Origin of the sequence: Shewanella sp. SM21, from assembly GCF_025654335.1 — a bacterium.
Taxonomy (GTDB): Bacteria; Pseudomonadota; Gammaproteobacteria; order Enterobacterales; family Shewanellaceae; genus Shewanella; species Shewanella oncorhynchi.
Genome location: NZ_JAKKRL010000010.1, coordinates 197,014 through 218,014 on the forward strand (window position 1 = coordinate 197,014; position 21,001 = coordinate 218,014).

The 21,001-nt window shown below is 46.0% G+C and carries 14 protein-coding genes and 1 riboswitch; of the genes, 9 read left to right on the plus strand and 5 right to left on the minus strand.

The features are described 5' to 3' along the window. The first annotated feature begins 41 nt into the window (after positions 1 to 41). The 3 genes from L5L94_RS15300 (at position 42) to L5L94_RS15310 (ending at position 3,062) form a co-directional block, all read left to right on the plus strand. Positions 42 to 569: a DUF4124 domain-containing protein gene (locus tag L5L94_RS15300; RefSeq protein WP_212600465.1), complete on the plus strand. Its 528-nt coding sequence runs from the start codon at positions 42 to 44 to the stop codon at positions 567 to 569. 553 nt (positions 570 to 1,122) lie between these two features. Further along, on the plus strand, positions 1,123 to 1,542 hold the full coding sequence (locus L5L94_RS15305; RefSeq protein ID WP_263163859.1) for a curlin: 420 nt from the start codon (positions 1,123 to 1,125) through the stop codon (positions 1,540 to 1,542). Positions 1,543 to 1,556: 14 nt separating this feature from the next. Next, positions 1,557 to 3,062: a curlin gene (locus L5L94_RS15310; RefSeq protein WP_168822495.1), complete on the plus strand. Its 1,506-nt coding sequence runs from the start codon at positions 1,557 to 1,559 to the stop codon at positions 3,060 to 3,062. Between the two features lie 174 nt (positions 3,063 to 3,236). On the opposite strand, the gene L5L94_RS15315 is transcribed toward L5L94_RS15310, so the two are convergent. Both L5L94_RS15315 and L5L94_RS15320 read right to left on the minus strand, forming a co-directional pair. Further along, positions 3,237 to 3,902: a helix-turn-helix transcriptional regulator gene (locus L5L94_RS15315; protein WP_014611267.1), complete on the minus strand. Its 666-nt coding sequence runs from the start codon at positions 3,900 to 3,902 to the stop codon at positions 3,237 to 3,239. 394 nt (positions 3,903 to 4,296) lie between these two features. Further along, positions 4,297 to 4,905, minus strand: coding sequence for a DUF2238 domain-containing protein (locus tag L5L94_RS15320; protein ID WP_168822493.1), 609 nt, complete (start codon positions 4,903 to 4,905; stop codon positions 4,297 to 4,299). A 154-nt stretch (positions 4,906 to 5,059) separates the two neighbouring features. Here L5L94_RS15320 and serA point away from each other — a divergent pair, with 154 nt between their 5' ends. Further along, positions 5,060 to 6,289: a phosphoglycerate dehydrogenase gene (gene serA, locus L5L94_RS15325; RefSeq protein ID WP_105251515.1), complete on the plus strand. Its 1,230-nt coding sequence runs from the start codon at positions 5,060 to 5,062 to the stop codon at positions 6,287 to 6,289. Between the two features lie 154 nt (positions 6,290 to 6,443). Then, entirely contained in the window at positions 6,444 to 7,406 is a 963-nt protein-coding gene (ygfZ, locus tag L5L94_RS15330) for a tRNA-modifying protein YgfZ (RefSeq protein ID WP_263163862.1), read from the plus strand. 88 nt (positions 7,407 to 7,494) lie between these two features. Here the strand turns inward: ygfZ and L5L94_RS15335 are convergent, their stop codons facing one another. The 3 genes from L5L94_RS15335 to L5L94_RS15345 form a co-directional block, all read right to left on the minus strand. Continuing rightward, the gene (locus tag L5L94_RS15335) at positions 7,495 to 8,511 is read right to left on the minus strand and encodes a two-component system response regulator (protein WP_028759378.1); all 1,017 of its coding nucleotides are present in this window, start codon (positions 8,509 to 8,511) and stop codon (positions 7,495 to 7,497) included. Positions 8,512 to 8,559: 48 nt separating this feature from the next. Then, positions 8,560 to 13,887, minus strand: a complete 5,328-nt coding sequence (locus L5L94_RS15340; protein WP_263163864.1) for a PAS domain S-box protein — start codon at positions 13,885 to 13,887, stop codon at positions 8,560 to 8,562. Positions 13,888 to 14,017: 130 nt separating this feature from the next. Then, complete coding sequence (locus L5L94_RS15345; RefSeq protein WP_263163866.1) at positions 14,018 to 15,376, minus strand: alanine/glycine:cation symporter family protein; 1,359 nt, start codon at positions 15,374 to 15,376, stop codon at positions 14,018 to 14,020. Positions 15,377 to 15,626: 250 nt separating this feature from the next. Next, positions 15,627 to 15,756, minus strand: a riboswitch (glycine riboswitch). Positions 15,757 to 16,203: 447 nt separating this feature from the next. Between L5L94_RS15345 and L5L94_RS15350 the strand changes: the two genes are divergently transcribed. From L5L94_RS15350 to L5L94_RS15365, 4 genes are all read left to right on the plus strand, one after another. Next, entirely contained in the window at positions 16,204 to 16,878 is a 675-nt protein-coding gene (locus tag L5L94_RS15350; RefSeq protein WP_105251511.1) for an ABC transporter ATP-binding protein, read from the plus strand. Next, positions 16,868 to 19,522: an ABC transporter permease gene (locus L5L94_RS15355; RefSeq protein ID WP_263163868.1), complete on the plus strand. Its 2,655-nt coding sequence runs from the start codon at positions 16,868 to 16,870 to the stop codon at positions 19,520 to 19,522. The genes L5L94_RS15350 and L5L94_RS15355 overlap by 11 nt, the downstream gene beginning before the upstream one ends. Then, positions 19,522 to 20,721, plus strand: a complete 1,200-nt coding sequence (locus L5L94_RS15360) for a lipocalin-like domain-containing protein (protein ID WP_263163870.1) — start codon at positions 19,522 to 19,524, stop codon at positions 20,719 to 20,721. The genes L5L94_RS15355 and L5L94_RS15360 overlap by 1 nt, the downstream gene beginning before the upstream one ends. Positions 20,722 to 20,844: 123 nt before the next feature. After that, on the plus strand, positions 20,845 to 21,001 hold a 157-nt coding region (locus L5L94_RS15365), incomplete at its 3' end, for a transposase (RefSeq protein WP_259573881.1).

The following is a 21,001-nucleotide window of genomic DNA, read 5'->3' on the forward strand; positions in this document are numbered from 1 at the left end:
ATCATAATAGCTATGCAAGTGTACAAAGGATTTGTGGCCTCATGGCAAGACTGATACTCACCCTAATTTGTGTTATTTTGCCCACTGCAATACAGGCAAATACCATTTATAAATGCCGTAAAGATGACAAAATTGTCTTTAGCCAAACCGCTTGTCCGCAGGAATTTAGCCAACATAAAATCGAATACCAGTTAGGGATAACGACTGAAGTAGACTCTGATAAAAGAGACATTCCTGTCGATCCCTTACACACTCTACTGAATAGCCGAACCATTTCTAAAGAAAAATTATTGCAGTTACTCGACGGCGAGATATATCGTCTTAAGCAGGAAAATAGCTATTTTGAAATCCTGCGAGCTAGTGAATTGCAAAAATTAGAACGTAAGCGTTATTGGCAAAATAAAGAGAAAACCGATCCTGAATACATTAACGAAATGGACGATATCAATACTCGCTTCAATGCGTTAACTGTGAGTAATAACAGCGCGATGCAACAACTGAAAGACCGTAAAAGCCAAATCAGTACCGAAGCATTCCATGAAGAGTTAAAAGAACCAGAAAAGCACTGATCTCGCATAAAACAGTAGTATTAATCTTTTCTCTACCCCATTAAGGAATTCAATCATAATAATGGTTAATTTTCCGCTCACAGTAATGTCCCTTTATTTAACCTAGGATTCATTACCGCAAGGACAAGAAGCCTGTTGTTGCACACTGGGTAAATGACATAGGTTGCTACAGTTAATTAAACTCCTCAGCAGTTTCTCGCTGGCACAAACGCGTACTTTTTTATCAAGAAAATGCAAACGCGATAGTCGATGTATTTCCCTTCACTTGTTATTGCATTGTTTAAAAATCAAATACTCTCTTCACAACAAATACGACTTAACTACTAGGACAACTAGGCTAGACCCCTTAAATAAAAACACGCCAATAAAAATATAAAATCTATTTAATCAATACGATATAAATACAGCCATCATTTACCTTCCGTTAATCCTTTCTAGAATAAATACCCGTTTGGCCAATTGCGACATATTAACGGGACTCGTATCTTCAGGTCTGAATTTGGGATGCAAGTTGCTTTAAGCAGCCCAAGATATTTGATGCAAGGAGTCACCCGTGCCAAATACCTCTAGACGCTTTTTGGTGCCGCTGATCTTGCTCTGTAGTTGTATGACTTCAGCACAAGAGCTGAATGTCAACGAGTTACCTGTAACCCTTCAGGCATTACTGGAACGTTCCGGTCGCGATAACCTTATCGAGCTGGTTCAACAAGGCACTGCCAACCAAGGATTACTGTTCCAGTCAGGCAGCGATAACAAGGCCGATGTAACACAAGTGGGCAATGATAACGATGCGCTAATCACACAGATTGGTTCAAACAATGAAGTCCAACTACTGCAAGTCGGCAGTCAAAATACGGCTTCAGTGACACAAATTGGCAATGACAATCTCGTGCAACTGAACCAACTAGGAAGCGGCAACTTTTCGATTCAACAGATTGCGGACGGTGCTGCAATCTCAATAACTCAATATTAAACAGGGAGCGTCACATGAAATCACAAGCTAAAAAATCACTTATTGCTTTGGCCATTGCAACAGGTTTAAGTGGTCAAGCTTTTGCTGCCAGTACAGTGAGCGAAATTAGCGTAGTACAGTCAGGCCAAGCCCAAGACACTTTAGTCTCACAAACGGGTGGCCTTAACGCTGCTGCGGTTGTGCAAACAGGTACAGATCAAACCGCAACCGTCATCCAAGACGGTGTGTGGCATGAAGCGGCTATTAATTCAACGGGTGATGATAACAAGGTCCAAATAACGCAACAAGTTGACTGGCATGTGGCAAGTGCAAATGTTGTAGGTGACAACAACAATGTAAATGTGTCGCAAGATGGTTTCTTTAACCAAAGCAGTAGCGATGTTACTGGCAACGATAACACGGTATTCGTTAATCAATTAGGCGAAGTCAACGAAAGCCAAGTTGAAATCACTGGCGCTGAAAACAGCGTGTTTGTTGAGCAAGAAGGCGATGCTAACTTTGCAGTTTTTCGCGTTGAAGGCAGCAACAACGACGGTAAAATCACACAAATCGGTGACAACAACCAAGCGGGTTTAATCGCTCTCGACTTAACCGCTAACGTGGGTAACAACAACGACGTTTCTGTTAATCAAGCGGGTAACAACAACTTTGGCGCGGCTAAGGGTATTGCAGGCGACAACAACAAAGTAGACATGGTCCAAAAGGGTGATAACCATGTAGGCTTCGTTTACGCACTGGCCGGCAGCAAAAACGATATTTCAATGGATCAAAAAGGTACCGGCAACACGGCTTATCTTGCGATGACTACAGGTGATGACAATAGTGTCGATATTACCCAAAATGGCAGCGGCAACACTATCGGTGATACGTTAGTGGCCGATATCCAAGGTGATGATAACGATATTACTATCACTCAAAAAGGCGATGTCAACGGTGCAGAGTTCCAAGTATGGGGCGATAGCAACGACGTTGACTTGAAACAAAAAGGCGATGCGAACTTCGCAACCTTTGGTGCATACGGCACAGATAACGACTTCGATTTATCTTCTAAAGGCGATAACAACGAAATCATTGCCTTCGCTGATGGTGAAGATAACAGTATTGAAGTTAGTCAAGAAGGTGATGAGAACTTTGCTTATGTAGATGCCGTGGGTAGCGATAACGAAGTTGATGTTGAGCAAGATGGCGCTGAGAACGAAACATTGATTTCTGTTGCTGGCAACAACAATGCCGATGTCAGCGCACTTCAAAGTGGCGATCTTAACGTTATTGACCTGATTATTGAAGGTGATGAAAACACCGCGCAAATTACTCAATCAGGTAACGGTAACTGGGTAGGCGGCGATAACGACACTTCATTTGCATCAAATTCATTTGGCGTTAGCGGTGACAATAACAGCCTGTCAATCACTCAAACGGGTAATGACAACTTAGTGTTAGGTTCTCAAGCAGGCACTAACAACAGCATCAACGTGAACCAATCAGGCAATATGAACGTTGCCACTGTAGTGCAATACTAGTCAATACTGTTAAACCACCACAGCTAAACTCTTTGGTGGTGGTTTATAAAAAGGGTGTTAAACAAAAAGCGGGAATGTTTAAATAAACATTCCCGCTTTTCTATGTTGATATGCTAGTAATCATTAACATTAACCACTCACAGCGAAAAGCTAACGACCAATATCTTTAACTGACTAACTGCACAGCTCAAAGTGAGTTTGATAGGTTTGCGCCCAACGTAAAAGCTCAACCCGATTACGAGACTGGGTCTTGCGGAAAATAGAAGAAATATGCGCCTTCACTGTATGTTCGCTGATACATAACCTATGAGCGATTTCTTTATTTCTCGCACCACTCGATACGAATTGAATGATAGTGCGTTCACGGGATGTCAGCATCTGCAGCATAGCCACAGTATCAGAGGGCATTTCATTATTACCTTCTAACTTTTGTACGACACGGCGGAACATTTTGCTTAGCAAAGTTCTATCGTACCAAAGTTCCTCTGCCACCATTTTACGTAAACCCGTTAACATCAGATCCATACGTTGATCGGCAAATAAAATACCTCGAATGCCGAGTAACATTGCAGATTCTTGGTCTAAGGAGTCTCGCTCAACTTGATACAGCGCCACAGGAAAATGTGACACTAATCGCGAAGCTAACAGAGGTATCCCTTTGTTATCTAATGCTGAACCTTTTTGGGTGATCAGATAAAAACTACGGCGACTCTTGTCTAAATCCAGTTCAGCCGCATGCTTTACTATACGCGTTTTCAAACCTATGGATTCAGCGAGTAACGCTAAATGACATGGCGCGGCCATTTGGTGTAAAAAAACCAATTCATTAATTGTGCTCAATGACTCTCCTCCCTGAAAAGTATTCTCTATTGCAAAATGGTATGTTTGACTCGTCTTTTTAGTTAGATTTTTCAACATTCCATTAACCTAGTTAATTCTGACTAGTTAACGATTGAAAAACATCACCCAAATGTACTATTCCCTGTTTAATGCTAGTAGGTTCGACTAACTCACCACAATAAAATGGAATAACAGTCAAAAATACCGTTTTACTTGGCCAACGCCCAGCACCTAATACTTTCCAACTATGACGTTACCAATCCAAAGTTGCAACACAAAGAAAACACAATAACAACACTAAAGTATGACAACTCAATGTCATCACACTCACACCATACATTTCAGGGAAGAAAGTCTTACAACTCGAACAGAGAGCATCACCCACTTTTAGCCGCTAAATCCTCTGCTTGAGTCTCGCGATTTGTTTATCTTGAAAACGAGACAGTAAAGCTAACGCGACAATTGCGCCAATGAGGGCAAGAAACATGTCGGATTGGGTATCCCATACATAGCCTTGAGTCCCTAAAAAGGCTTCAGCCCCTTCGCCGGTTGCCACGGCAACCCACCATTCGATCAGTTCATAAAACGCCGAAAATGCGAGCACAAAACAAGTAGCAAGAAACGCGCACCAAGCCCCAGGTTTGACAGCTTGATTACGCAACATAATTTCACGGGCGAGCATGGCTGGGATAAAACCTTGCGCAAAATGACCCACTTTATCGTAATTATTACGTTCTGAACCCATCCAATCGGCAATCATGTCGAATAACGGCACTTCAGCGTAAGTATAATGAGCGCCTACAAACAACACACAGCAGTGTATTAAGACGAGAAAATACACTAAAGGTGTCAGTGGAAAACGTTTGCGAGTAAAGAATAAAATCGGTACAGCAATCAATGCAGGTAAGGCTTCGAGCCACCATGTGAAAGGATCTGCGGGTTTTATCGCCGACCACACCAAAACTGAGAGGTAAATACCGCACCATGCGATTTTGTTATTCAATGTTTCTTCCTCTTATGCGATATTGTTCTAAATTTAGAATATTAACTTTAGCCATCTAGCCCTCCACACTGAGCAAAAAAAGTGCTACTTTGGTGGGTGAAGGTTGTGAGCATATCATAAGAAACATTTCTATTAATTAGAGGGTACCCATATCATGGCGAAACATTCGCTGGACAAGGATAAGATCAAGATCCTGCTGTTGGAAGGCGTCCACCAATCTGCGGTCGATGTATTTGAACGTGCGGGATACACCAATATCGAATACCACAAAGCTTCCTTAAGCGATGAAGCCTTACTTGAGTCCATTAAAGATGCGCATTTTGTGGGACTTCGTTCGCGTACCCAATTAACTGCAGAGGTGCTGAAACGTGCAGAGAAGTTAATCGCGATAGGATGTTTCTGTATTGGAACCAACCAAGTTGACCTTGCCACCGCCGAATCCCTTGGTATCCCAGTATTTAACGCGCCATTCTCAAACACTCGCAGTGTTGCCGAACTCGTGATTGGCGAAATCATTATGTTGATGCGGGGTATCCCTGAACGCAACGCTATCGCTCACCGTGGTGGCTGGATGAAAACCGCAGCGGGCAGCTATGAAGTGCGTGGTAAAACCTTAGGTGTGATTGGTTACGGCCATATTGGTACTCAGCTTGGTATTCTGGCGGAAACCTTAGGTATGCGCGTCGTGTTCTTCGATATCGAAGACAAACTGCCACTAGGTAACGCACAACAAGTCCATTCGTTAGAACTCCTATTAGCACAAGCTGATGTAGTAAGCTTACATGTCCCTGAAACTCCACAAACAAAAGACATGATAGGCGCTGCCGAGTTTGCGGCGATGAAAAAGGGCAGCATCTTTATCAACGCATCACGCGGTACTGTAGTCGATATTGAAGCTTTAACCGTTGCGTTAAAAGAACGTCACCTCGCAGGTGCCGCAATCGATGTATTCCCCGTTGAACCACAATCGAATGACGATGAATTTATCAGTCCTCTACGCGGTTTAGACAATGTTCTACTCACGCCGCATGTCGGCGGTAGCACGGCCGAAGCCCAAGAAAACATTGGTATCGAAGTCGCGGGTAAGCTCGCTAAATACTCAGACAACGGCTCAACCGTTTCTGCGGTTAACTTCCCTGAAGTGTCATTACCAACGCATAAAGGCACCTCGCGCTTGCTGCATATTCACCAAAACCGTCCGGGCGTGTTGATCAAGATCAACCAAGCCTTCTCGGAAAAAGGCATCAACATCGCCGCCCAATATTTGCAGACCACCGCAGAAATTGGTTATGTCGTGATGGAAGTAGACACAACTCAAGCGGAAGAAGCCTTAGTTGAACTCAAAGCCATTGAAGGTACATTACGTACCCGCGTGCTGTTTTAAACTTTAAACTCCACTCGCTTTAAGCCTATCGACTAAAGCACACATAATAAGGCGCACAGATCATTCACAGATATGTGCGCCTTATGCTTTTGAGCCAACTGGAATTCCGTTACAATCTAGCCTCTCACATCGTCTTCATTTTCAGGATCTCGCTATGACTATTTCAGTTTCTACGCCCCATTGGGATCTGGACGCTACCTTGCCTCCACTTATGCTTACCAACTTATCTCATTTGGGCCTCATCAAAGTCGTTGGAGAACAAGGCCGCAGTTTTATCCATGGCCAAGTGACCACAGACATCAGCTCATTGGCCACGGATCAATGGCGCTGGGGCGCCCATTGCGATCCTAAAGGTAAAATGCTGGCCAGTTTCAGAACCTTTGCCATTCAAGATGCACTCTTTATGTTGATGCCAAAGGATGCCATCGAAGTCGATTTACCCCAGTTACAAAAATATGCCGTGTTTAGTAAAGCCACCTTAAGCAATGCATCCGCTGAGTGGACTCTGCTCGGCGTTGCTGGTGAACAGGCAAGCCAATTCGTGAACAAACATTTTGGTGACATTCAGCAAGAGCTCACACTCATTGAAAACGGTGCGATTTTAAAAGACGCTGAACGTTTTATTTTAGTATTAACACCAGATGCCGCAGCGGCTTTAGTTGCGCAATCGGAACTGAGTGTATTTGACGCCAGTGCATGGCAAGCGTTAGAGATTGCAGCGGGTTACCCCAATCTTGCCGCCAGCCATGCCAGTCAGTACGTACCGCAGATGTGTAATCTACAAGCGGTTAACGGTATCAGCTTCAACAAGGGCTGCTACATGGGACAAGAAACCATAGCGCGAATGAAATATCGCGGTGGTAATAAACGCGCCCTGTATATTTTGCGCGGTCACACCAATCTTCAAATCACCCTAGCATCAGGCCTCGAAATCGCGATGGAAGACAGTTTTCGCCGTGGCGGTCAAATCATTGAGTTTGTACAGCGTGGCAATCAAGTCTTGTTAACCGCCGTACTTCCTAATGACACGGCTAATGATACTCAGCTGCGTTTTGCCGACGATGAACAATCACATTTAACGATCCAAGCCCTGCCCTACTCATTAGATGAAGCGTAATACTTTGATTTAATATGATTAGTATAAAATATTGAAGCAGAATAAAGGCGCCAATGGCGCCTTTATCTTAGTCAATGCACTTCGAGCATCAATTTTCTAAATAAGTATCTCGAATAGCAATTGCTTCTGGCAGGATTTGCTTGAACTCCTCCACCAGCTTAGGATCAAAATGTTTTCCCGCTTGATTTTCAAATAGCTCCATAGTCGCTTCAATCGTCCAAGCCTGCTTATAAGGCCGTTGCGAAGTCAGCGCATCGAACACATCCGCAATCGCGGTGATGCGCCCTTCAAGGGGGATTTCTTCGCCAACCAAGCCATTGGGGTAACCTGAACCATCCCACTTCTCATGGTGAGTTAAGGCGATACGACGGGCCATTTGCAATAACGGATCGCTATGTTCACCAATAATTTCTGCACCTATGGCGGCGTGCTGCTGCATAATTTCCCATTCCTGCGCATCAAGTTTCCCTGGCTTTTTCAGCACTGCATCGGGCGTACCGATTTTACCAATATCGTGCATAGGCGCCGCATTAAAAATCAAGTCACAAAAGGTCGTCGGTAAGCCGAGCTTTATCGCTAATATGCGGGCGTAATGGCTCATACGCACAACATGTAGACCCGTCTCGTTGTCCTTGTATTCAGCGGCACGGCCAAGACGACGGATAATCTCGAAACGGGTTTCTTCTAATTCGTGGGTACGAACTTTAACTTGTTGTTCGAGTAGACGTTTTTGATCATAAAGCGCAAGATGCGTTTTAACCCGCGCTTTAACGACAGGCGCACTTACGGGCTTAGTAATGTAATCCACCGCGCCCAATGCAAAACCTTGGGCTTCATCAGCAATTTCAGATAAGGCGGTCACGAAGATCACCGGAATATGGCTGGTCAGCGGCTCTTGCTTTAGCAGCTTGCAGACTTCATAGCCATTCATACCTGGCATCATGACATCGAGTAAAATCAAGTCAGGCCGCGATTTTGTCACTAACGCTAACGCCCTCGGGCCATCGATCGCCACTTTGACTTTGTAATCATCACCTAAAATACCAATCAAAATATCGATATTCTCAGGTGTGTCATCGACGACTAATATTGTTGCTTTTTCCATTAACAACTCCACTCAATGTCACGCATTATAAATTCGCGCTACCGCTTTCTATCCTAACTGTGTAATCACATCGTCAATTAAGTCGATTGCCTCATCAAACTGATACTGGTTAATCATAGATAAAGCGGGGCTTAATGTTTGCCACATCGCACTACTCACCTTCGGCTTTAACGCATCAATTTTTGCCACTGCGCTGGCATCGGCTTCATCTAGATTCTGACGTAAGACCCGTAATGCCGCTCTCAAGTCCTCATCTGATAGCAAGTCCACCGCTTGAGGCTCGGCTTGATTCACTATCACAGGCTTAGCCTGTTCAATCGCATCGCAGATAGAGGCCACTAGCGGTTGAATTTGAACTAACTCATCTTCATAGGGCGCTTTCTCTGTTAAATGCAACTCAAGCAAACGCGCTAATTCCACCAATTTTGCCGAACTTAAATTACCCGCTAAGCCTTTAAGGGTGTGGGCGATACGCACCGCATCTTCGACTTGATTCGCCGCGATGGCTTTGCGAACCTGCTCCACGACATTACGTTGACTGCTCACAAAACGATCAAAGATTCGTTGATAAAGACGCGTCGAATGCTGCACCAGTTGCAAACCTCTATCGATATCCAGCTCAGGGTGTTCTGGCCATTTGAGCAATACCGTTTGATCAGCGCCATTGCTGACTTCACCCTGTGCGCTGGACGAAGTTAACCGAGTTGAGGCTTCCGCCCTTATCGAAGCAGAAATTCCAGAAGAAGATCCGAGGTATTTCAATAGGGTTTGATAGAGCACATTCACTTCTATGGGCTTGGCAATATGGTCATTCATCCCAGCCCGAAGACACATATCTCTATCACCAGCCATCGCATTCGCAGTCATAGCGACGACAGGTAAATTTGCCAACTCAGGCCTTTTCCTTATCGCTTTAGTGGCTTGATAACCATCCATCACCGGCATTTGGCAGTCCATTAACACTAGATCGAAATGCTGTTGGGATAGCTTATCTAAGGCGATTTGACCATTGGTCGCTATGGATAAAATAATCCCCACTTGCTCTAAAAACTCGCTGGCGACTTCAAGGTTCATCTCGTTATCTTCCACTAATAAGATACGCTTCCCTTGAAGTGGCAATAATAACTGCGGCGCCAGCTCTTCAGTGCGGCGTCTCACTGGCAATATGCCTTCACGGCCAATCGCATTCATTATGCCATCGAGCATGCGTGAGGCGCTGATGGGTTTACTGATGTACCCCGCCAGTGCTAATTGCTCAATTTGAGTGATGAATTCATGATTAGCATGGGCGGATACCATCAAGATCTTAGGCTGAGACTTAGCCTGTAGTTGGATCTGACGGGCGGTTTCTAACCCGTCCATATTGGGCATTTTCCAATCGATTAATGCCACTTCATAGGTCTGCAGTAAGCAGCGGCTTATTGCTTCTTCACCTGAACGAACCGTATCGACTCTAAAGCCCATACTTTCGAGCGTTGTACGCATTATGTCCCTGGCGGTCGCGTTATCATCTACCACCAGCACAGACATGCCCTCAAGCTCTTGCTCAAGCACTAATTTTTGGCCCTCGGAAATTTGTAACTTCACAGTGAAATAGAAGGTGCTGCCATGACCAAATTGACTTTCGACACCAATATTGCCCCCCATGAGTTCAACGAGTTGCTTGCAAATAGCCAAGCCTAAGCCTGTACCACCGTATTTACGGGTGGTTGAAGTATCCGCTTGGGTAAAGGATTTAAATAATTTTGCTTGCTGCTGCTCAGTTAAACCTATGCCGCTATCACGCACACTAAAACGCAGCACGACATCATCATCTTGCTGTTCAACAAGATTTAACGACAGTAATACTTCACCCCGTTCTGTGAATTTAATGGCGTTATTCATCAAGTTAATCAACACTTGGCCTAAGCGTAGCGAATCACCATATAAATAACGCGGCACGTTAGGGGCGACTGCAAATAACAATTCAATCTGCTTGTGGGCGGCTTTCTCAGAAAACATATCGCTGAGATCTTCCAGCATAGTATCGAGCTGAAATGGCACAGATTCTATGTCGAGCTTACCCGCTTCAATCTTAGAGAAATCCAGAATGTCATTGATAATAGACAGTAAAGACTGCGATGCCCGCTCAATCTTCTCCACATAATTCTTCTGTTTCTTATCTAATTCGGTCTGTAAGCACAGCTGGGACATGCCGATAATGGCATTCATTGGGGTGCGTATTTCGTGGGACATATTCGCCAAGAAGTCACCCTTTGCTTTACTGGCGGCATCGGCTTGCTCTTTGGCAAGTAACAGTTCATCGGAGAGCAATTTAAGCTCTGTCATATCGACCATACTGATCACAGCCGATTCAAATTGTCCTTGGGCATCTAACAATGCCGACACATTGACCGTCATCCATAAAGGCGCACCGGAAGGACGAATAAAACTCCTCTCGCCACGATAATGGTCAATTTTGCCACCGACCAATTCCTTAAATTGCGCCTTGGCAATATGCTTATCTTGCGCGCTAAGGACCTCAAAAATTGCGGTATTGCGTAAACTCTCCCTTGACCGCGCCATATCGGCACAAAATTGGTCATTACAATCTAAGATAACGCCTTTAACATCCACATTGACGATACCAATGGTCGCACCATCGAACAGTGCCTTAAAGTGCGCTTCACTGAGGGCTAACTCTTGTTCTATGCTCTTGCGTTGGGTAATGTCCATTACATACCCATTCCAAGTAATGGCGCCATCCTCTTCTACATGGCCGCTCGCCCCCGCCTCCATCCAACGTATGCTGCCATTGGGATGGCGATAACGAAACTCGCGTATCCATTGCAGTCTGTCTTCACTCTGACCCGACAATGCCCGCACGACATCCGGCCTTTCTTCATCAAAAATCCGCTCAGCGATGGTGTCAAAATTACTCATTAGATCATCGCGATGTAGCCCCAGCATTTTCATTGCCGCACCAGAGAGAAAGGTAAATCTGCGATCAGTAGGCGAGTGCCACAACAATTGGTACACGGTACAAGGAATAGACTCTGTAATATTGGTCAATTGCAGGCGCGAAGCCTCCAACTGCCCTATAGCAAGCTTACTCTCTGTGATGTCATCAATACTGCCGTCGAACCAAAGTGGAACGCCCTCTTCGGTATAACTTGCCTTACCTTTCTCATGCACCCAGCGCACACTGCCATCGCGATGGCGGATACGATATTCCACTTCAAAGGTTTCTTGCTGCGCGAGTGCTCTATCAATATGCAAATGACATGTAGGCCGATCCTCTTCTAAAATCAGCGAAGCAAAAGTACGTTGGCGATTTTCAATAAACTGACTCGCTGCATAACCCGTAATCTCAGCAATATTGTCACTGATATATTCCATGAACCATACATCCGCGATACGAGTCCGATAAACGGCGCCGGGAATATTAGTCACTAAGCCACGAAAACGCTGTTCGCTATCACGGATCTTCTGCTCAACGGCCAGTTTTTGTGTCATATCGCGTATTGAAGCCGCCACTTGCCTTTGTCCATCAAAGGCAGGAGGAAGAATACTCAGCGCTATTTCCGCAATAAATTCATTACCATCGGCTTTTAACGCCCGTACATGACGGGCATTTGCCATGCCTCTATCGCGGCCTTCGCGCAGGAATGTTTGTCGCTCAAGTACATGCCCGTTTCCTAACTCTTGCGGCAATAACGCCTCAACCTGCAAACCCAGCATAGCGCCCGTTTCGTATCCAAAAAGCTGCTGACAGCGACTGTTAGTAAAGACGATTTTCCCAAGTTCGTCGACAATGAGCATGGCCTCTGGAGCGGCTTCTAGTACGGCATTTGACCAGACTGCCGCTGAAAACTGCTCAGTAACATCGGTAAATAACATCTCCACCGACATTAACTCACCCGTATCTGATAATAATGGCTGCATAAACACATCGAGCCTTCTTAAATGCCCTTTTTCATCCAGCATTTCCACTTGGTGCGAAGGCACATTTTGGCCCTTTAAGGCTAAATCGGTATATTCCCAGTTCTTCTCATTGAGGGGATTAGCCGAGAAGAGCCTTTGATATTTGCGCTTGAGCAAATCAGGGGTAATCCCCAACACCTTAGTTACCCCCTCACTAACCTGGGCGAGTTGACCATTGGGTTCGAGGGAACAGTAGAAAGACTTTTCACTCATGCCATCAATTAGGCGCGCAAAGCGATTACCGCGGGAATCAAGAATGGCTTGTTCACGTTCTGCGAGTAATTCCGCCATTTGATTGAAGGTAGTACTCAGCGTCACAATTTCACTCACGGCACCTTTAGGTACAATGAGCTGCTGAGTTTTACCCTGTCCAAAGGACAAGATACCCGACTCGAGTAGCTCTAGCGGCCGAGTTAACCGTTTCGCCGCGAGATAACAGGTCAGCAATAATAAGAGGGTTAATAAACTTAAATTGAGGATGATAGATGCTAGATCATCAAGCAGGGAGTTGAATAAATCTTGTTCTGGCGCTAATACAATCACACGCCACTTTAATTGCGGTACAGTCGCAATACTAGCAAGATAAACAACATCTTGGTTATCAACAAACCTTGTTTGACCATCAAGCCTTTTATCCTGTAGCGTCCAAAAATCGGCATTTTTATTTTTATCGAGCCACTGGGCTGAAGTCGTTGCCAGCACTTTTTCTTTATCTATATGATAAATAAGCCGCCCTTGATCGTCTAAAACCACCAGACGATTTGGTGCAATCCCCAATTGTTTTGGCAATCCATCTAAGGCTAAATCAACCGTGGCAACCCCAAAATAATTGCCTACCTCACCAAAAGGAGCCGAATAGGTTACCATCAGAATATTCCCTGCCCCCTCATCAAAGTATGCCTTTGACCAATAACCGCTCGCTTGATTGATAGCCTTGCTCCACCAATCCCAAGTACCATCGGTATAGTCGTAGCCTTCAGCGCCAATATCGAGGTAGTGTAAATCGTTACCACCACTTGTATCGCGATAAACATAGGGAGAAAATAGCTTGCGGTTAGGAAAAGTATTGGGTTTAAATGCGACTGCGGATCCAAAAAAATCAGGATGACGTTTGACTCGATTCATCAAGACACTTTTAACACTCTCAGTGTCATTCATGTCTTCTTTACTTGACAAAAAACCAATAAAATCAGCAAGACCTTGGGTGTTGGCCTGCGCATGCTCGAGCAGAAACTGCAGACGAGAAGCCGAATGACTCGCCTCTTGAGTCAGGCTATGGTAAAGCCGATTCTCTGAAGAGATATAACTAAACCAAGCGTTTACACCATAGACACTCGCCATAATTAAAATGAGAGGCAAGGCTATGTGGGATAAAATTCTACTGCGAAAAGTACGAAGTTTACTTTTTTCCATGGCGTCGCCCTAAAGCCCTCGATTTTATAAGCACTGCATTTAAAAATAGCACTTATAAAGTAAACGAAGAATTTAGTGGCGACAATGTCAAAGTTAAAATAATGTGAAGTAATTTATTGTTTTAAAAACACTAATAAGCCGTCTCTAAGGTTTGATTAGGTAAGATACGAGCAAAATAGCTTTGGGTTTCGGCGATAATGATATGCCTCAAGCCCACAATGGCGATCAAGTTAGGGATAGCCATCAAACCATTAACCGTATCGGCCAACAACCAAATCACATCCAGTTTGATAAAAGCACCACCCGCAATCAGTACCAAAAACACCACTTGATACATGCGTAATCCGCGCTCACCAACTAAGTAATACCAACAGCGTTCACCATAATAATGCCAGCCCAAAATAGTGGTAAATGCAAAACACACTAGTGCAATAGTCACCAAATACTGACCCACAAGCGCTGAGCCTCCCAGAGCAAAAGCAGCACTCGTCATCGCGGCACCCGCAGTCTCACCACTCCATACCCCAGTGATGATCAGCACTAACCCCGTCATAGTGCAAATGATAATGGTATCGAAGAAAGTACCCGTCATGCTGACGAGACCTTGCTCAACGGGTTCATTGGTCTTAGCGGCAGCGGCGGCAATGGGTGCACTACCTAATCCAGATTCGTTCGAGAACACACCGCGGGCAATACCGATTTGAATCGCCTGCGCGACTGTCGCCCCTAAAAATCCCCCCGCAGCTGAGAGTGGCGTAAAGGCAGATTCAAGCACTAAAGCTAAGGCGGGTAAAATCTGCTCGGAGAAACCGACTAAGATCCACACGCAGGCCAGCACATAACCAATCGACATCGCAGGCACAAGTTTTTGCGCCACATTTGAAATACGCTTAACCCCACCCAAGGTAACTGCGGCCACTAAAAATGTCAGTACGGCCGCGGTTAACCAAGTCGGCACCTCAAAGGCGATCGTCAGCGCATCGCTAATGGCATTGACCTGTGCAAAAGTACCAATACCGAAAAAGGCCACACCAACCCCAAAGAGAGCGAACAATTTCGCCATCCAAGGTAGACCAAGGCCGCGCTCGATATAATACATAGGGCCACCCGCAATCTGCCCACGAGCATCGGTGGTACGGTACTTTACCGCCAACATACACTCGGCATATTTAGTCGCCATGCCGAAAAATGCCGCCAGCCACATCCAAAATAACGCCCCTGGCCCGCCCATTTTTATCGCCGTCGCCACGCCAACAATATTACCGGTACCGATAGTGGCGGACAGCGCCGTACAAAGCGCTGCAAAGGAAGATAAATCCCCATGACCTTTGGCGGGTTTAAACAACAATCCCATCGCCATCGGCAGACGAAATACTTGGATAAGCTTGAGGCGCGCAGTGAGATAAATCCCCGTGCCCACCAGCAAACAAAGGGTGATTGGGCCCCAGACTATGCTATTAATGCTGGCAAGAAAAGCTTGAAAACTCATGATATTCCTCGAATATTAAACAACAAAATTAATAAACGGAGGAGGAAAAGAAATGGCTGTGACGCGCCGCAGTCGGACGCTATAGCGAACTATTTTGACCTAATCTCGGCAGAGAATCGCCTAAGCTGAACGCTAAAAGCGTAGCAAGCGAGAGCTCTACACGAGTGCTTTCAATAAGAGCAAAAGTGCTCCATCTCAAGCAAAAGAGTAAAAATAGCCCACGACGACAAACGACAGGGACTGTGCAGTCATCCTCTCCTCTGTCCTTTTGCCTGAGCGTTTCGCGTCGCAGGTTATACAATAACACCACGACACTTTCGCCTTCGGCGCCACCTGATTGCACAATGAGTGCAACTGGTAGTCTCTCCAGAGGCTCGTCCAGTAACAGTCCACGCCTATCGGCACCTGAAAGAGTGCTTTGTTTTTATAAGAAGACTCGCTTCTGTAAAACCAAAGTTGCCTCGTCGGTGTGGGGTCTATTCCCCACTCTCCTGCTACCTTCATCCGAACGGATTGCTAGATTGAGATTTACTCCCAAGCTAACAGGACGCACAGAATGCAACAAATGCGGCGTCAGCTCAAGCCGTTTGCTCACAGTTCGCGGAGGATTTAATCCAGTTGACTATTTTTACACCAAATGACGATTTATGTTTTGTTACTCAGTGGATGATCCTATTACAAGAAAAATCAGTATCTATCTGAATAGAAAATGCTTTATCTTGAACATAGAATGGCAATGCTAAATTGCGGCCACTAAGTAAGTTGCCGCCGCAGTTTGAAACACGGCTTACCACACCCGCCGCCAATGGATATAAAGGAGTTGCTCAATGGCCGACGTCGCTAAGCTTAACCAAGTCACCAAAGGCTTTCGCGATGGTGAGCAATATCATCAAGTACTGCAAGCGGTTAATCTACAGATCCACAGAGGTGAAACCGTGGCGCTTACAGGTCCCAGCGGCAGCGGCAAAAGCACCTTACTCAACCTGATCGCCGGTTTTGAAATGCCAGACTCGGGTGAAATCTTGCTAGAACAAGCATCCACCTCAACTTGGCAAGATAAAGAGTGGAGCCGTTTCAGACGTAATTCCTTAGGTGTCGTGTTTCAGCAATTTAACTTACTCACGCCACTCAACGTGAAAGACAATATCGCCTTCTCCTTAAGTTTAACCGCGCAGCCATGGTCGCCTTGGTGTGACTATCTGGTTGAAAAACTTGGGCTGATGCCATTACTTCACCGCCAAGTTGAAGCCCTGTCAGGCGGTCAACAACAGCGTGTCGCCATCGCCCGCGCCTTAGCCCATAAACCGACCTTGCTACTGGCCGACGAACCCACAGGTAACTTAGATGATGTATCGGGCAAACAAGTGATGGCACTACTGTGTGAACTGGCACGAGAAAGCCAAACCAGTATCTTAATGGTCACCCACAGCGAAGAATGCGCAGCCTTTATGCAAAAACGTTGGCACTTATCCCAAGGTGCAGTCGCTATTTATGAACAATAAACAGCTCACTAAGGCGACTCCCACAGCGCTTAAGCAAACAGAACTTAAACAGACTGGACTTAAGCAAACTTGGCTGAGGCTGACGTGGCTCAGCCTAAAGGTTTTTATCGCCCATTATCGCCATGCGCCCATACAAGCAGGTGCCATTCTGCTCGGTATCGCCTTAGCCGTCACTCTGCTCATTGGAGTCAAGGCAACCAATGACAATGCCGTGCGCAGCTATAGCGATGCGACTGAGTTACTGAGTCAACGCGCCGATGTGCTACTCACGCCGCCCCTAGGACAAAACACTTTAGATGAATCTGTCTATTTCGCCTTGAGACGAGCCGGATTAAGTCAGAGTCTCGCCGTCGTAAGTGGTAAAATCTCCGGTAAAAACGGTCAGTTCTGGCAACTGGAAGGCAGCGATTTGATCGCTGCATTAACACTACAAAAATCGAGAAGTAACGCCTCGACTGACACACAATCAGCCACCTCACCACAGATGAATGACTTACCGCTTGCCGATCTCCTCAGCGGCGCAGCCACAGTAATAATGAGCCGCAGCCTAGCTGCCAAAGTGGCACCAGAAGGTAAACTTGTTTTAGAAAATAGCACCTTAGATATCATTGCAATTGATGACAGTTTTGGTCTAGGCAGCGCCATCTTGGCCGATATGTCCCTCGCCCAGCGATTACTAAATATGCAAGGCAGATTGAGCTATATCGGCATGTTCAGTGAGCGAGAAAACCTACCTAAACTAAAATCCCAACTCGACGCTTTAGGGATTACGCCCCACAAGGCCAGCTTTAGCCAGCAAGATCAAGGTCAAGCGCTGATAGCGCTGACCCGCAGTTTTCATCTTAATCTTAATGCTATGAGCATGTTAGCCTTCGTTGTCGGCCTCTTTATCGCCTACAACGGTGTGCGCTACAGCCTAATGAAACGGCAAAAACTATTAGTGCAATTATTACAACAGGGAATCGAGCGCCGCGCCTTGATGACGGCGCTGATGTTCGAATTAATTTTGTTAGTTGTCATAGGTTCAAGTTTGGGCTTTATCAGTGGTTTGCAACTCAGCCACTGGCTGCAACCTATGATCGCCATGACCTTAGAGCAAATGTATGGCGCCCACTTGCTCCCCGGTATTTGGCAATGGACTTGGCTTTTTGAGGCAATTGCCCTCACCTTAATTGCCGCGCTCGCCGCTTGCTTGCCCTTGTATTTAGATCTTACGCGCCAAGCGCTTGCACAAGGGGCGAATCGTTATCAGCAAATGCAGGCACACCGCAAAAACCATAGCATTCAATTTGCCTTAGCCTGTGGCTTATTGACCTTAGCGGCTCTGCTGTTTCCCTTCAGCCAAAGCTATAACATCAGCTTAGTGTTGCTCGGTATCGTCGCTATCGCTATTCCCTTATTGTTGCCGCAATTATTGCATTGGGGCGTCAGTGCGTTAATGCCCTTGGCGCGTCCTGGATTATGGCAATATCTGCTCGCCGAAACCCGTGAGCTTATTGCACCGCTTTCCTTGGCTATGATGGCGATCTTACTGGCGCTCAGTGCCAATGTGTCGATGAACACCCTCGTTGGAAGCTTCGAACAAACCCTGCGATCTTGGCTAGAAACTCGCTTGCATGCCGATCTCTATATCCGCCCACCAAGCCAGCGTATCGACACTATTCAAACCCAATTGATGCACGATCCAAGAGTTAGCGGTCTTTATCAGCAGTGGCAGATTGAAGCCCAGCTTTCACTGCCAGTTTCAACGGATAATCCGAGCGAGCAGACGATTCCGGTGAGCCTACTCAGCCGCGATGAATTTTCGACTCGGCACACCAGTGCGCTTAAGGAAAGCCTGCCCACATTGTGGCAATCCTACTTTAATGCACCCATTGTATTGGTGAGCGAACCTCTAGCCATCAAATACCAATTACAGCTTGGTGATACTGTGTCATTGGATGTGCTTGAGAAAACAGGTAACAGCAAAGCCATTATTGGCGGCATTTATTATGACCACGGCAATACCCGAAACGAGGTCATTATCAGCCAGCCACTTTGGCAACGGGCCCAGTTACCTGTACTGCCGGTGAGTTTAGCGGCAAGTTTTCGCGGTAAAGAGCAAGGCAGTAGGATAAGTGAAGCAGAACTGGATCAACTACAAGTCCAACTGGCGACTGAGCTAGGTTTATCCCAAGCGCAAATCTACAGCCAAACTAAGATTAAAACCCAAGCTATCGCTATGTTTAAACGCACTTTTTCCATTACCTTAGTGCTGAATAGTTTAACCTTGATTGTCGCCGCGATTGGCCTCTTTAGTGCCTGCTTAATGTTGACTCAGGCAAGGCAAGCGCCACTGGCACGGCTGTATTCCCTCGGCGTCAGTCGTAATGCTCTGCGCGGTATGGTGTTTATGCAAATGTTGATTGTGGTACTGATCACTTGCCTGCTCGCTATGCCAACGGGCGCGCTGTTAGGTTACCTACTTATTAATAAGATCACCTTGCAAGCCTTTGGCTGGACGATAAAAATGATTTGGGATTGGCAAGCTTACGGCCATGCAATACTGATTGCCTTAACCACCTGCACCTTAGCCGTACTCTTACCGCTGTATTGGCAAACCCGCAAGCCACTGGTCGCCAGTCTGCAGCAGGAGACACTGTGATGAAAACACTCAGTATTGTATGGGCAGTAGTTGGGTTAATGCTTATCGGCGGCTGTGATAAAACGCCATCGACGCAAAACACTCAGTCCAAATCCATGGCCAATGTGGTGGGGAAAACCTCGACTAATCAAGATGATTTAGCTTTTACGCCTGTTGTTCCCGGCTATAGATTTGAATTTCCGCGGGATCACTTAGCACATAACAGTTTTCGCCAAGAATGGTGGTATCTAACCGCGAATTTGACCACAGAGAAAGGTGAGCAACTCGGCGCCCAGTGGACGCAGTTTAGAGTCGCCCTGAAACCCACAACTCTGCAAACAATCGCTCCACAAACAACAGTTCCGCAAGTAACAGATGCAACGCCCAAAAGTGAATCCACTTGGGAGACTCAGCAGCTTTATTTAGCCCACAGTGCATTAACCTCGAGTAATGCTCACTTGGCCAACGAAAAGTGGTCACGCCGTCATAGCGAGTTTGCCGAGGTAAAATTAGATCCTTATCAAATCCGCCTCGATAACTGGCACTGGCAGAGCGAAACCAATGCACTCTTTCCCGCGACCTTAACGGTGGAGAATTCTGATTTTAGCTATCGACTTCAACTTAATAGCCAAGCGCCACTGCAATACCAAGGCGTTAACGGCTATAGCCTTAAAAGCCGCGACGGCCAAGTAGCCTCTTACTATTACAGCCAACCCTTTATTGAAATTTCAGGTGAAATCAACCGCAATGACAAAGTGGAGCAAGTCACAGGCCAAGGTTGGCTCGACAGGGAATGGAGCTCGCAATTCCTCACTAAAACGCAACAGGGCTGGGATTGGTTCGCGCTCAGGTTAAATGATGGCTCGACGCTGATGTTGTTTCAGCTACGGGATCAGTCTCCGGCAGAGTCCGCAAAGAATGCACCTATCTCAGCATTTTATAGCGCCAGAAGAATGTTTGCCGATGGCACAGGGCGCAACATTAATTCCACTGACAATCCCAATGACATTCAGATGACGCCTCTTAGATGGCAACACACAGTCAATGGCGACTATCCCGTTAGCTGGCAAGTCAAAATCCCCAGCGAAAATATCGATCTCACTATCACCCCGCTCAATCCCAATAGCGCTATGCCATTATCAACGCCCTACTGGGAAGGCCCAGTGCATCTCTCTGGCAGCCATACAGGTACGGGTTATATGGAGCTAACGGGCTATTAACGTCTTATATATACTAAACAATGTGAATATAACTAGGGTCTGTTGATCTTTCGAGAGTGATTTTTAGACAGCATGGCAAGACGTTATAATTTGCTTCGCCAAAAGTAACCATAACCTCAAGCCATGCCAAGACTTATGCTAACCGATGCACGCTGGGAAAAGCTATTTCATTTAATGAAAAGCACAGGCCGTGTTTATGACAAACCTGAACATAGACAAACATTCGAAGGTATTCTTTACCGCCTTAGAACAGGTATCCCTTGGCGAGATTTACCTAAAG

What these genes read in the sequence shown, in the direction of transcription:
- L5L94_RS15310 (WP_168822495.1), top strand. Translation starts at nt 1,557, where the DNA reads ATGAAATCACAAGCTAAAAAATCACTTATTGCTTTGGCCATTGCAACA.
- ygfZ (WP_263163862.1), top strand. Translation starts at nt 6,444, where the DNA reads ATGACTATTTCAGTTTCTACGCCCCATTGGGATCTGGACGCTACCTTG.
- L5L94_RS15360 (WP_263163870.1), top strand. Translation starts at nt 19,522, where the DNA reads ATGAAAACACTCAGTATTGTATGGGCAGTAGTTGGGTTAATGCTTATC.
- L5L94_RS15300 (WP_212600465.1), top strand. Translation starts at nt 42, where the DNA reads ATGGCAAGACTGATACTCACCCTAATTTGTGTTATTTTGCCCACTGCA.
- L5L94_RS15345 (WP_263163866.1), bottom strand. Translation starts at nt 15,376, where the DNA reads ATGAGTTTTCAAGCTTTTCTTGCCAGCATTAATAGCATAGTCTGGGGC.
- L5L94_RS15340 (WP_263163864.1), bottom strand. Translation starts at nt 13,887, where the DNA reads ATGGAAAAAAGTAAACTTCGTACTTTTCGCAGTAGAATTTTATCCCAC.
- L5L94_RS15355 (WP_263163868.1), top strand. Translation starts at nt 16,868, where the DNA reads ATGAACAATAAACAGCTCACTAAGGCGACTCCCACAGCGCTTAAGCAA.
- L5L94_RS15350 (WP_105251511.1), top strand. Translation starts at nt 16,204, where the DNA reads ATGGCCGACGTCGCTAAGCTTAACCAAGTCACCAAAGGCTTTCGCGAT.
- serA (WP_105251515.1), top strand. Translation starts at nt 5,060, where the DNA reads ATGGCGAAACATTCGCTGGACAAGGATAAGATCAAGATCCTGCTGTTG.
- L5L94_RS15335 (WP_028759378.1), bottom strand. Translation starts at nt 8,511, where the DNA reads ATGGAAAAAGCAACAATATTAGTCGTCGATGACACACCTGAGAATATC.